The following is a 13,938-nucleotide window of genomic DNA, read 5'->3' on the forward strand; positions in this document are numbered from 1 at the left end:
CATATACTGCTCTGCTTAATAGAATCCTTAAATACCCAAAAGTTCGGATAATTTTGACCTGAAAAAACATCCCATTCAAGCATCAGGATTCATCGGGAATAGAGGGATTTAGTCGGCTAGGGCTAGAAAACTATAGAAAAAGTTCTGAAAAGTTCGGGAAAATTCAGGCTAAACTTGGGAACTAAGAGGATGGCCGGTATCGAGGATGCAGTTCACCGGCTCTCTGGCCGTCTCCCTGGGACAGGCTAAGCAGCCACGACAGCCCCTAAGAGAGTTGGCTGATAAGAGAGTTGGCTGAAATGCCGCTGACATCCTCTCAGCGCTATCCCTTGGGGGATGCCCCTGGATACTCTGGCCTGATCTGGAGACGCGATCTAGGTCAGCAGGAAGCGTTGCTTCCATCGGGTACATCTGCTGAGCCTAGCCCATGCAGGAACTAAACGACGCCTTCGGAATTTCCTTCCAAGAGGCTCTCTCCACTGCCGATGCCGCCGTCTTTAGACGGTTTGGCAAACACCTGAGTACCGTTGAGCAGATCGTGCTGCGGGGAACGTGGGATCAGCAGACCTATGAAGCCATGGCTGAGGCCACGGCGGGCTACAGCGATGAGTATCTGAAAAAGGATGTCGGCCCCAAGCTGTGGCGCAAGCTCACCCAGGCGTTGGGGGAGTCGGTGGGTAAACGCAACGTCAAAGCCGTCTTGAGTCGTCTGACCAACGGCAGCAACGGTGCTTCGCCAGCCGTGGAACCCACGGCTAACTCGAATGGCCGTGAGATGGCCTCGCCTCCATTAGCGGTGCCTCCCCCGGGGGAGCTGCGTCTGGATGTCTCGGACTTTTGTGGTCGCACTGCCCTGGTGAGGGAGCTTGGCCGCTGGATCACAGAGCAAGGCCGGCTGATGGTGCTCTGGGGTCGGTTGGGGGTGGGTAAAACCCTGCTGGCCATGAAGCTACGGGAGCAAGTAGAGGCCGCCTTTGACACCCACATTTACCTGCCCCTAGCTAGTCCACTGGCTCCCGAGGATTTCCTGGATCAGTTGCTACGGCGCCTGGGTATTGGTGATGAGGGCCTCCAGGACTGGAGCCAGCGCCTGACCTGCCTGATGCAGGCCTTGTATCACTGCCGGGCTCTGATCTTGGTCGATAATGCTGAGTGCCTATGTCATCCCAGTCAACTGGCCGGAGACTATCGGCCGGGTTATGGGCGCTACCGCGATCTGCTACACCAGTTGGCCACCATTCTTCATCGCAGCTGCGTGATCTGGATTAGCCAGGAAGAACCCAAGGAAATGCGGGTGTTGGAAGGGCAAAAGGTGCGATCGCATTGCCTCCATGGCCTCACCCCTGCCGACGCCATCACCCTACTCACCCGCCAGAGTGCCCTCAAGGGAGACGCAGCCGATTGGACCGAGCTCGTCCATCGCTACGACGGCATTCCCCTATTTCTGAAAGACCTGACTACCACTATCGAAGGGCTCTATGAGGGGCGGCTAGAGTGGTTCCTAGGGCAACCCCTACTGCTGACGGATCGTATCCGCAATCTACTGCAACGCCAGTGGCATCGCCTTTCCCCACCAGAGCAAGAGGTGATGTACTGGTTGGCCCTGGCATCTGCACCGGTTGCCTTAGAGGAGTTGCAAGCCGACCTGATTGGTCGCAACCCATCTCAGTTAGTGGCGTTGATCGAGTCCTTACAGCAGCGCGCCCTCTGTCAGCGCCTAGAGACCGCTGATGCCTCCATGGCTCTAGGCCTGTCGCCAGTCGTGCGCGTCTATGTGCAGCAGCAGTTTATTCAACAGGTGCAAGCGGAGCTCCTGTCTCATCAGCTCCGCCTCTTTCACAGCCATCGGTTACTGCAGGTCACCGCAGCAGATCCGATCCAGGCCCGCCAACGTCAGGAAATTCTAATCCCCCTGGCAGAGGCCTTGCGAGAGGCCTGGTCCGACACCTTGGTGGATCAGATCAAATCCCTGCAAGTTCTGATTCATCGTCAGTTTCAGGGGCAAGAGGGCTACAGCAGTGGCAACCTGATCAATCTTTGCCATCAGTTAGAGATCGGCTTGGCGGGTAGCGACTTCTCCGACTTGGCCATCTGGCATGCCGATTTGCAAACCGTTAGCCTGTTCGGCAGCAACTTTACTGGCGCCAACTTTCAGGCCAGCGTCTTTGCCAAGGCCTTGGGACGGGAACTCGTGTTGGCCTTTAGTCCCGATAATTGCCATCTCGCCACCGGCGATCATGAGGGCCAGCTGCTGCTTTGGCGAGTCGACGATGGCAGCTTAGACCGAGTGCTGGTTATCCAGCGGGAATCCCAAGCCACCCGAGCCCTGACTTTCAGTCCTGATGGCACCACCCTGGCCGAGGGGAGTGCCGATGGTCGCCTCTGGCTCTGGTCCCTCGGCAATGGCTACGGCGCCGATGATCTCTGCAGCCACACTGCCGCCATCTCCGCCCTGGCCTTCAGTGGCGATGGCCGCTACTTGGCCAGTGGCGATGTCACTGGCTGCATCTTGATTTGGGAACTGGCCTCAGGGCGCTCACTGCAAACCCTGCAAGGGCACCAAGGGGCGATCCAGCGACTGCGGTTTAGCAACGATGGCCAGTGGCTCGTCAGCAGTGGTGAAGACCACACAGCTCAGTGTTGGCAATTGACCACTGGCGAGCGGCGGCAGGGGGTACAGGGGCGTGGCATTGCGCAAATTAAGGATGTCCAGTTTCTAGACGAGGTGCCAGAGCCGTCCCATCCCCCTAGCGCCATTGCCCTGGGCCTGGAAGAACACAACCTGATTGTCTGGGATCTCAGTACGGGGCGCCCCCGCTGGGTGGTGCCCTCAGAGGCTGATTTCACCGCGGTCATGGCCCTGAGTGGAGATGGAGAAACAGTGGCCCATAGCCGCCATAACGGTTCCATCGAACTCTGGGCCGTCGCTCATCAACAACGGCGATATTGCCTGCGGGATCCCAATACGCTGGTCACCACCTTAGCCTTCAGTCAGGATGGGGCCTTGCTAGCCACCGCTGGAGATCATCGGGTGAATCTATGGGCCTTGAGCACTGGTGCCGGATTGCGCACCCTGTACTGCCAGCGTCAGCCAGTGAATTGCTTCCAGGTGAGCAGTGACGGCCAATGGCTGACGACTGGCCATCGAGACCAAGGCATTCGCCTCTGGCAGATGGCAACCGGGCAGTTTGCGGTCCAGTTCCAGCCTGGGGTCAGTCAGGCTCGGCCAGTTCAGGTGATGACGGCCAATCGGGACTGGTTGGCCAGCGGTGGCGAGGACCACGCGGTACGGTTGTGGTCTATCGATCGCCCCGATGCCTGCCAGAGTTGGCTAGATCACGATGCCCCAGTGACGGCCCTCAGCCTCAGCCCTCAAGGTCGCTGGCTGGTGAGTGGCGGCGAGGATGCTCGGCTGCAGGTACGATCGCTCGATGCTCAACAACCCAGCTACCCGCTACTGGGGCATACCCGCGCCATTAGTGCCCTGGCCATTAGCGCCGACGATCGGTGGTTGGCCAGTGGCAGTCGCGATCGCACGGTGCGGCTCTGGAACCTGGAGACGGCCAGCGGCGTCATTACCCTTAAAGGCCATCACCGTCGCGTCCAGAGTCTTACCTTTAGCCCCGACGGCCAACACTTGTTAAGCGGTAGCCCCGATGGGGTAGTACGCCTCTGGCAGGTGGATAGCGGGGCTTGCCTACAGGTATGGATGCCGCCGGGAGGCCTGCTTCATGGAGTGCTCTTTGACCGTCAGGGAGCCCCCCTGGCCATCACTAGCGATGACGCTGTCCTACAGCTGTGGTTGTTGCCATCGGCCACCCTCTACCAGCGCCTAACCGGTCATCGGCAGGCTATTTGGCAGGTTAGCCTCAGTAGCGATGGCCATTATCTGGCCAGTGCCAGCCAGGATGATGAAATTCGGATCTGGGACTTATGGCTAGGCAGTTGCCAGCAAACCCTGCGGCCCGATCGCCCCTACGAAGGGATGACTCTGCGCGATAGTCAAGGGCTTTCTGAGGCAGAACGCTTAATGCTAAGAGCCTTGGGTGCCGTGGATAGCCCTAATAGCCCCAAGGGAACCTAGCCACTTGAAAAAGTGTCCTATGTGTATTTACGGACTCGGCTCGCGCCCGTACAATTTTGGCAATGTTGGTGATGGCTCGCCCGCTGTTGTCCTGTTTGATATCGCTGTCCTCGGGATGAGGCATCACAGCTGCTGTTGATAAGGTCGCTGTGTGCTATGGACTCCTGGGATTCTTTTTCTCACTACAGTAATTCGTCGTCAAATGGCTTGGAAGAGCGGCTGTACCAACACTTACAGCACTGCCGTCAGCAACAGCCTCCCCACCGAGTGATTGACCGGTTTCATCAACTCTTTATCGAAGCCGAAGGGTACGTGGATGGAGCCATCTGGGCTACGCTAGGGGAAATTGTGCGGCGTCCCCAGGCCCCCCGTGAATTCAAGTACACCCTCAATCGCTGCTGCTATACCCTAATCAATCCCTGGTACACCCAACCGCGGGATCACTGGGCGATTCCAGAATTAATTAGCCAGTTTCAGTCCCTGCCCCCAGCCCCTGGTTCTACGGCCATGGCTCGCCGAGTCCGGCAACTGGTACAGGGGTTTACGCAATCGGAGCAGTACGCGTCCTTGTACCGACTACAGCAAATTTTCACCGAGGCTGGTACTGTGGTGGCGGCAGATGCCGATGACGAGAAGCCCTTGAGCTGTTTCATTCGTAATTACCCCTATCTCTACGATCACAGTTTGCTGACCAAGGATAGTGATGAGGCCCAGAAGCAAAACATCCAGGACATGCGCCGCCGCCAGGAAACGCAGCTAGGGGTGAGACTGGCTCGCTACCACAGTCAGAATCGTCAGGACAGCCGCCAGGGGCCACGGCAAAATCCCACCTGGCTGAGCGATGATCACCTTAGCCAGGCCCTGAGTTACTACACGGGTAAGGTGGATGGTCCCCGCAGCCATCGGGATCTGGCCTCTTGGTTTACCGCCTTTAGTCGCTCGGTGCGGTCCTTTGCTGACTTTAAAGAGGAGTTCTGTGAGTACCTCATGGGGCCAGTGGTGGCGGTGGAGCCCAAGTACAGCGGCAACCACTTCACCCGCCGACTGCGGCAATGCCTGGGGGAGATTTTATCGGAATTTGACGATCAGCGATTGACGCCGTTTCTGGTGGTGGAACTCTGCCGACGACTGCTGAACTTTTTGGTGGTGGATAATCCCCGACGTCCCGTCTTCCGTAACTTTACCCACTTAATCAATGACATTGGCTATGCGCTGACGGTGGGGCTGCTGCTGCGGTTGGTGCTGTTTTGCAAGTCGGCTAAACCCTGGTTAGAGCGATGCTTTGCGGTGCTGTTCAATTACCATGAGCAGTTGCCTCGCCAGCAGGTGGGCTGGCTGGTGCAGGGGCTAGAGCATGTTAATGTGGCGCTGATCACGAATTTTGGTGAGTTTGGTTATCAGTTCTAACTCTCCCTTGTCTTGAGGAAACGCGTTAGCGAGGGCTGGACTCGGTATACACTGAGGCTGAGTAGAAGTCGAGTACGGGAGTGCACGGGTGATCAAGGGATGGCGGCGCTGGGGCTATGGTGCGATCGCATTGCTCCTAGTCTTTGGCATTGGCATCCGCATACTCCATCTCGACCGCAAGGTCTACTGGCACGACGAGGTATTTACCAGCCTGCGGGTGGCCGGCTATCTGGGCTCTGCTGTGGAAGCTGACGTGTTCACTGGCGAGTCCCTGACCGCGGCTGACCTACTCACCTACCAGCGCCTTAGCCCCGAGCGTTCCTGGCGAGACACCCTCACCGCCCTGGCCGATCACCCTGAACATACTCCCCTGTATTACCTACTAGCGCGGGGCTGGGTATCGCTCTGGGGCAGTTCCGTTGCCGCCTTTCGTAGCCTATCGGTGGTCTTTAGCCTCCTGGCCCTACCCTGTGGCTTTCTCTTGGCCCGTACCTTATTGGGCCCCGGTCTGGCTTCCTGGTTATTTCTGGGTCTGTTGGCTGTCTCGCCGGTGCATGTGCTCTACGGCCAAGAGGCCCGGGAGTACAGCCTCTGGGTCCTCACCATCATCCTGTCCAGTACGGCCCTACTGCAGGCGGTGAAGCCTGGTCGTAGCTGGCATTGGGTGAGCTATAGCCTCACCCTGGCTCTGGGATTCTACGCCTCGCTCCTAACCGGGTTAGTTGCCCTGGCCCATGGAGTCTACCTGGTTCTGACTCAACGATCACGGCAATGGTTGGGCTATTTGGCCGCGGGCTGCGGCGCCCTGATGCTGCTCAGCCCCTGGCTCGGGGTCATGCTGGTGCAATGGATGCGGTTAGAAACCGTCACCGCCTGGACCGCAGAGAGTCGTCCCTGGGACTTTCTGGCCAAACTCTGGGGCCTACACTACAGCGCTGCCTTTGTTGATCCGGGCTTACCCCTAGAGCATCCCTACACCTACATTGCCCCCCCCCTGATCGGGGTGCTGTTGCTGTTGAGCAGCATGGGGCTTCTTAACCGCCAGCCCTATGCCGTGAGCGCCTTTGTGCTCTGCCTCACGCTGGTGCCTGGCGGGATCCTGATTCTGACTGATCTGCTGCGGAGCGGCCAGATTTCCGGCACCACCCGCTACTTTTTCCCCGCCCTGATTGGTGCTCAACTGCTAGTGGCCCAGGGCTTAGCCTCACTGCTGACAGCCCCCACCGCCCTCAGCCGCCAAGTGGGACGAGTGCTTACCATAGCCCTATTGGTGGCCGGCGGCACTTCCTGTCTGATTAGTGCCCAGGCCTACACCTGGTGGAGTAAAGGGGTGAGTTACGCCAACCCCTTCATTGCCGACTACATCAACCAGGCCCCCCAACCCCTGATCATGGGCCACTCCTACGCCACCGCCCTGGGTGATGCCATTTCCCTCAGCTACGATCTGGAACCAGACACCTCTTGGCGCCTGACTCGCCTGCCCCAGATGCCAGTCCCCTCTGCCGACGCCGAGACCATTTTTCTCTTCAAACCCCGGCAAGACTTCCTGGAGGCAGCCGCCCATGCCTACAGTGCCGCCCCCCAAGCCATCGACACCGATCGGGTCTATGGGCTCTGGCAATTGCCTACCCCTTCGCTACCGACAACGCCTTGACCCGGATGTCACCGGTCAGTATGCGGGGCTGGAACAACACCTTGAATAACAGCCCCAAAGACGCCCACTCACCAGGGCTATCCCAGCGTTTCCATTGGCCGGGCCGGCAAAATAACTCCTCGATTAACTGGCGTCGCTGGTCCAGGGGGAGTTCTCCAAACTGCACCCGAATGCAGGGAAATTCGCCAGTGTCCCCCCCGGCGATGATCTGGCCAGGCAAGGTCAGTCCGGTCTCAGCAATGGTCAGGGTGACGGCAATAGGGGCATCACCCTGCAGCGCAGCAGGGCCCCGTTGCGTCAGTTCCACCTGGACCCCACCCTCAGACATCATGGTGGTGATGCCCCACCAGGTCTGCTCAGAGCCTTGGCAGCGGAGACGCACAACCCGTCGCAGATCAAACCAAACATGGGGATCGGGGCGGGGCACATCTAGGAGAATCAACAGAGCGATACCCACCATTAGCAGATTATAGGTGCTCCAGATCCAACCCAGGGCAATGCCTCTGAGGTGCTCTCCACTCCAGCCCATGTCTAGGCACCAGCCTAGGTTGCGCCACAGACTCAAGGCGGTCAGGACAAACAACACCATCAAGGGCCAAGCTAAGGACCAGTTGAAGCGAAACCGTTGGTTAGCCGTGCCTTTAGGCGTCACCTTGAATCCCTTAGCGAAGGGGTGCAACATGGCTTGGATGACGGTGATGGCCAACGGAAAGACCAACACTAGGGCATAAATATCGCTCAATAGGGCCGAACGCGAGCGCTCGTTGAGCCAGCTAAATACCGTCAATTGGACCAGATAGTAAGGAACGAAGAAATACATGACTTCCTCGACGCTGGCCTGGACCGGAATAACGCCGATGGAATAGACCAGGGGCATCAGTAGAAAGACAATGCGGGGAATGCTGCTGAACCAGTGCAACAATCCCTCCAGATGGCCCAAGCGCTGCCAGATGGTGAGGCCGGAAATAGTGAGCGGGTTAGCGTCGATGAAGAAGGCCTGCAAGGTGCCCCGGGCCCAGCGCAGCCGTTGGGAGGCATGGGCGGCGATGTTTTCGGCGGCTAGGCCGGCACTGAGCTTTTCGTCTAGATAAATCACCTGGTTGCCCTGGGCCGCCAGCCGCACGGCAGTAAAATAATCTTCGCTGAGGGACTCGGTGACGAAGCCCCCGGTTGCCACCAAACTGGAGCGCCTGACCACAAAGGAGGTGCCAGAACAGACGACGCTGCCGGCCCCGTCTCGCATGGGTTGAATCTGCCGGTAGAAGACTTCCTCCTCCGGAGTGAGAACGTCTTCCAGCCCCAGGTTGCGGGCGATGGGGTCGGGATTGTAGAAACTCTGGGGGGTTTGCACCAGGGCGACGGTGGGATCCTGGAAGAAGCCCGGGGTACGGCGCAGGAAGTTGCGAGTGGGGACGAAGTCGGCGTCGAAGCAGGCGATCAATTCCCCCTGGGTATGGGCAATGGCGTGGTTGAGGTTACCGGCCTTGGCGTGGCGATTGTCGGGGCGGGTGAGGTATGCACACCCGAGTTCTGCGGCCAGGGCCTGAATGGCGGGACGACGGGTATCGTCCAGTAAGTACACTGTCTTGCGGGGATAGTCCATGGCCTGGCAGCCGATGACAGTGCGCCGCAAAATAAAGTCTGGCTCGTCGTAGGTGGGAATCAGCACATCCACCGAGGGCAGGTATCGGCCGGCGCAGATGTCTTGCTCCAGTTGATCGGCCTGGCGCTGCCGATTGCGGACCCGCAGCAGCAACACCAGCTGAATGATGCTGCCCAACAGGGCCATCATCTCCATGAAAAATAGGATCAGGCTGGCAGTGCCCTGCAACGGTGTGGAGAGGTTCAGGGTAGATAGACTGCGCCAGACCAGGTAACGCCCCACTAGCAGCAGCAGGATGGTGACGATGACCAGGCGAGACCAAGGGCGAGGACGAGGGGAAATGCGGGTGATGCCATAGGCCAGTAGTAGCAGGATCACTGTGGGCGCCAGCAGGTAATTGCCTGCCACCATGGGCACCTCTGCCCACACCGGTGGATCTTGTTGAATGGCCTGCAGCTGGTTGAAGATGGCGCTGATGCGAGCTTCCCCGGCAAACCAGGCGATGACGATGGCGGCGGCAGCGAGGATCGTCGTAACCATCGCCAAGGTGGCCCGGCGCACCCTGAGAGCCAGACGGACCGTAGGACTGGCAGGGGTTGATTGCTGTGGCGGAGTCAGCGTCATAGGGCAATGGTGATGTAGGGCAGTGAAGACGGGCAAGAAGACCAGCGTCAGGGGGTCCACGTTGGTTGTACCCCGTGCTCTAGGAGGTTGCCTGAGAGCTGTTTAAGATCCTGCTGAGAACGCGATCGCATGTCTGCCTCAATATTGCCTATTGTCTCGGCGCTGGCTACCTGGATGCGGCGGGAAGTTAAGGCGTTGCCAGATGGCATCGGGCTGGCACTGGTGGCGTGAAGAACTTAGAAGAACTTATCTGATTCACCATCGTCTTTCACTCCAGGTTGTGATGGCGGCTACGCTGGTCTAGCTCCGAGTCCTGGGGACTGTCTGGCCCACGACTGCTAGGGGGTAATGGCGGTTGCCAAGGGGGCCTGGCCTTGCGGCAGTCTTCATCAATCTGTAAAAGGTAGCGGATTTAACCAAGGACCCAGTGTTAAGTAGTAGATAGGGGAGATATTAAAGAACTGTTTTGGACTTCGTACGGCATTTCCCGGCTGGGTGAGGGACAGCCTATCTCCTGAGGCCGATGGGGCATGACCCTCCTCGTCCCCCACTAGGTTCAGAAACGCCATATAGGAGTCAGCTCATTACTTCGTTTGACGACATGATGATAGGACGACATTATTTTCAGGTAACTGGTTCGGTGCAGTGGCGGCTAGCGCTGCCGCTAGTCTTGATGCCGATGATGGGGCTAACGCTGCCTAGCGCCCAGGCAGAGCCAATGCCACCTAGGCCTATGACTCCGACCCAAGTAGCCCAGGCGCGCTCCCTTGGTGCCGCCACGACCTGAGCCAGTTCCCGATGCGATCGCACCCGACCCCGATGGCATCATTGGTCTCACGCCAGATAGCGATGACCACATCGGCATGGGCCATCTGCGCCCAGCCGATCTGTCTCAACTACAGGCTGAGGACAGCACGGAGTCTGCCCTCAGCCAAGCCGACTGGCTAGGGGCAATTGCCCTGCCCATCTATGCCGAGCCCGGCAGCGATCCCTGGGGCTGGCTGATCAATGGTTGGCTCATCCCCAACGGGGGCGACCCCATCGCCATTGGCCGCGATGCTGCCTTCTCCATGCTGCAGACCGATGACGCCCTGTTCTCGTTTCCGGTGCTGATCCGGCGGGCTGATGGCTGGTTTCAGTTTCAGTACACCCCCGCCGGCTACGCCTGGGCCCATACCGATCACCTCGCCCTAGGGCAGATTGAGCTGACCGTGGAGCCCTGGAGTGACCACTTTTTACAGTCAGAATGGGTGCGCTATCGCAACCCTGGTATTTCCCTGCCCCTGCGCGACGAACCCAACGGCAACGGGGCGATGGTGCTCCTGGTCGGCCCCAACAGCTATATCGAACCCCTCGATTTCGAGGGAGACTGGATGCGGGTGCGAGTGACCCAGCCGGTGGAAGGCTGTGATCCTGGTCCTGGAGCCCGCACGGAGGAGGGCTGGATGCGCTGGCGCGACCAGAATGACAATTCCCGCATTTGGCATAGCCCTACCCTGTGCTCGTGAGTCTGGGCCAGAGCCGGCTATGGGGCCACCGGAGGTGACCTGGAGTGTTCTCGCCCAAAGGATTGGGCCGGTGCTATAGACTGAACTATCAGGACTCCGGAAACCTGCCGTGACTACCACTGCCGCCCCTGCCACCTTGATGTTGGTCGATGGCCATTCCCTGGCCTTTCGCTCCCACTATGCCTTTGCCAGAGGTCCCGAGGGAGGACTGCGCACCTCGACGGGCATTCCCACCAGCGTCTGTTTCGGCTTCCTCAAGTCGCTGCTGGACATGCTGGAAGTGGAGCGGCCCGAGTATGTGGCGGTGGCCTTTGATCTAGATGGCCCCACCTTTCGCCATCAGGCCGATACCACCTACAAGGAGGGACGCCCCGAGGCGCCAGAAGGCTTTCTAGAAGATGTGCAAAACCTGCAGGGACTGCTGCAGGCGATGAAACTCCCCATCGTCACCGCCCCTGGTTACGAAGCCGATGACGTCATCGGCACCCTGGCCACCCAGGCCAAGGCCGCAGGCTACCGAGTCAAGATTCTCAGTGGCGATCAGGATCTGTTTCAGCTGATCGACCCGGAAGAGCAGATCACAGTGTTGCACCTCAGCAGTGCCTTCGCCAAAGGGGCCAGCAATGCCGCTGCCCGAGAATTTAAGCAAGACCAAGTCAAGGAAAAACTCAATATTCTGCCCGCCCAAGTGGTGGACTACAAAGCCCTCTGTGGCGATTCTTCAGACAATATCCCCGGGGTACGGGGCATCGGCGCCAAGACAGCGGCAAAGCTACTGAATCAATATGGCTCCCTAGAGGCCATCTATGGGGCCCTAGACAGCATCAAGGGGGCCACCCACAAGAAGCTAGTGGACGGTAAAGAGGCGGCCTACCATTCCCAGTACATGGCCCGCATCATCACCGATGTGGACCTGGCGGTGGAGTTATCGGCCTTGCGACTGCAGGGCTTTGATCCCGATGTGGTGGTACCGGTCCTAAAACGCTTGGAATTGCACAAGTTTATTGGCCGCCTCAGCCAAATTCAGGTGGCCCTGGGGGGAACAGCCCTAGCAGCCGAGACCCAGGACAACGGGGGGACTACCGCCGAGACGGCCACTGAGAATACTGAGGGAACCGAGGACCCAGACCTAGCCTTTTTCTCGCCTGAGGAGACAGAACAGTCCCAACGGCTGCAAGCAGTTGCCATATCCCCCGAGATTGTCACCAGTGAAGTGCAGCTCTACAACCTGCTGGACCGCCTCAGTCAATACACCAACCCCGACCACCCCGTCGCCTGGGACACGGAAACCACCGCCATTGACCCCTTGGATGCCAAATTGGTAGGCATCGGCTGTTGCTGGGGACCAGGCCAGGCCGACATGGCCTACATCCCCGTGGGTCATACCGCAGGCACCATGTTGCCCCTGCAGTCAGTTCTAGACGCCCTGCGTCCCATCCTGGAGGACGATACCTTTCCCAAGGCCTTACAAAATGCCAAGTATGACCGGCTGGTGCTGCGTTGCCAGGGCGTTACCCTGGCCGGGGTCGTCTTCGACCCGATGTTGGCCAGCTATGTGCTCAACCCCGAAGGCAGCCACAACCTCACCGACCTCACCCTGCGCTACCTGAATCTGACCGCCACCGCCTACGAAGACCTGGTGCCCAAGGGCCAGACCATCGACCAGATCCCCATCGTCAAGGTGGCTGACTACTGCGGCGCCGATGTCTACACCACCTATCAACTGGTGCCCAAACTGAAGGCCAAATTGGCGGCGATACCAGAGTTAGAGCGCCTCTTCACCGAGGTGGAGCTGCCCCTAGAGGCGGTGCTGGCGGCTATGGAATATCGCGGTGTGCGGGTGGACGCCGCCTATCTGGGGCGGCTCTCTCAGGAACTAGAGCAGGATCTGAGCAAAATCGAGGCCACTGCCTACGAGGCGGCCGGAGAGACCTTCAACCTGGGCTCGCCCAAACAATTGAGCCAACTCTTCTTCGAGAAACTCGGCCTCGACAAGCGCAAGTCTCGCCGCACTAAATCTGGCAACTACTCCACCGATGCCAGCACTCTGGAAAAACTGCAGGGAGACCATCCCGTGGTGGATCTGGTGGTGAAGTATCGCACCCTGGCCAAGCTCAAGTCCACCTATGTGGATGCCCTGCCCGACCTGATCCGCCCCGATACCCAGCGGGTCCATACCGATTTCAACCAGGCCATTACCGCCACTGGTCGACTTTCCTCCTCCAATCCCAACCTGCAGAATATCCCCATCCGTACTGACTTCAGCCGTCGCATTCGAGCCGCCTTTGTGCCCGAACCTGACTGGCTGCTGATCGCCGCCGACTATTCTCAGATTGAGCTGCGAATTCTGGCCCACCTCAGCGGCGAGCCGGTGCTGGTGAATGCCTACAACAATAACGACGACGTGCATGCCCTCACTGCCCGGTTGCTCTTCGAGAAAGATGACATCACCGCGGAGGAACGGCGCCTAGGCAAGGTGATCAATTTCGGCATCATCTATGGCATGGGGGCCCACCGCTTTGCCCGGGAGGCCGCCGTTAGCCACAGCGAGGCCAAGACCTTCATCGATCGTTACTATGAACGCTATCCCAAGGTCTTTACCTACCTGCAACAGATGCAGCAGGAAGCCATTGCCTACGGCTATGTGCATACCCTCATGGGTCGCCGCCGCTATTTTAATTTCACCAGCAACAGTCTTCGCCAACTGCAAGGGCACGATCCCCAAGACATCGATCTAGCCCAGCTGCGGCCAGGGGGCTATGATGCCGGCATGTTGCGGGCCGCCGCCAACGCGCCGATTCAAGGCTCCAGCGCCGACATCATTAAGGTGGCCATGATTCGCTTGCAGCAGCTATTGCAGGAATATCAAACTCGATTACTGTTGCAGGTGCATGATGAACTGGTGTTTGAAGTCCCGCCCCAGGAGTGGGACGAGCTGAAACCGAAGATTACGGACACCATGGAGTCGGCAGTAGACCTACGGGTGCCCCTGGTGGTAGATGCCCACGCCGGTCCCAACTGGATGGAGGCGAAATAGGGACTAGTCTCCCAAGGCAGA

The 13,938-nt window shown here is 58.9% G+C and carries 6 protein-coding genes; 5 read left to right on the forward strand and 1 reads right to left on the reverse strand.

Annotation, left to right across the window (positions count from 1 at the left end; all coding sequences use genetic code 11):
* Positions 1-427 precede the first annotated feature (427 nt).
* From XM38_RS07500 to XM38_RS07510, 3 genes are all read left to right on the forward strand, one after another.
* On the forward strand, positions 428-4,084 hold the full coding sequence (locus XM38_RS07500; RefSeq protein ID WP_080812233.1) for an AAA family ATPase: 3,657 nt from the start codon (positions 428-430) through the stop codon (positions 4,082-4,084).
* A gap of 156 nt (positions 4,085-4,240) precedes the next feature.
* Positions 4,241-5,491 carry a hypothetical protein gene (locus XM38_RS07505; RefSeq protein ID WP_225889220.1) on the forward strand — a complete coding sequence of 417 codons (1,251 nt, stop codon included), beginning with the start codon at positions 4,241-4,243 and terminating at the stop codon, positions 5,489-5,491.
* 88 nt (positions 5,492-5,579) lie between these two features.
* Positions 5,580-7,145, forward strand: a complete 1,566-nt coding sequence (locus XM38_RS07510; RefSeq protein ID WP_088429427.1) for a glycosyltransferase family 39 protein — start codon at positions 5,580-5,582, stop codon at positions 7,143-7,145.
* Here the strand turns inward: XM38_RS07510 and XM38_RS07515 are convergent.
* Complete coding sequence (locus XM38_RS07515) at positions 7,117-9,372, reverse strand: glycosyltransferase (protein WP_225889221.1); 2,256 nt, start codon at positions 9,370-9,372, stop codon at positions 7,117-7,119. The two genes, XM38_RS07510 and XM38_RS07515, sit on opposite strands and share 29 nt — an antisense overlap.
* Before the next feature lie 767 nt (positions 9,373-10,139).
* Between XM38_RS07515 and XM38_RS07520 the strand changes: the two genes are divergently transcribed.
* Both XM38_RS07520 and polA read left to right on the forward strand, forming a co-directional pair.
* A complete protein-coding gene (locus XM38_RS07520; protein ID WP_080812238.1) occupies positions 10,140-10,880 on the forward strand; it encodes a hypothetical protein in 741 nt (246 codons plus the stop codon).
* Between the two features lie 139 nt (positions 10,881-11,019).
* Positions 11,020-13,917 carry a DNA polymerase I gene (gene polA, locus XM38_RS07525; RefSeq protein WP_088431579.1) on the forward strand — a complete coding sequence of 966 codons (2,898 nt, stop codon included), beginning with the start codon at positions 11,020-11,022 and terminating at the stop codon, positions 13,915-13,917.
* The last annotated feature ends 21 nt before the right edge of the window (positions 13,918-13,938 follow it).

The organism is Halomicronema hongdechloris C2206, from assembly GCF_002075285.3.
GTDB classification, from domain to species: domain Bacteria; phylum Cyanobacteriota; class Cyanobacteriia; order Phormidesmidales; family Phormidesmidaceae; genus Halomicronema_B; species Halomicronema_B hongdechloris.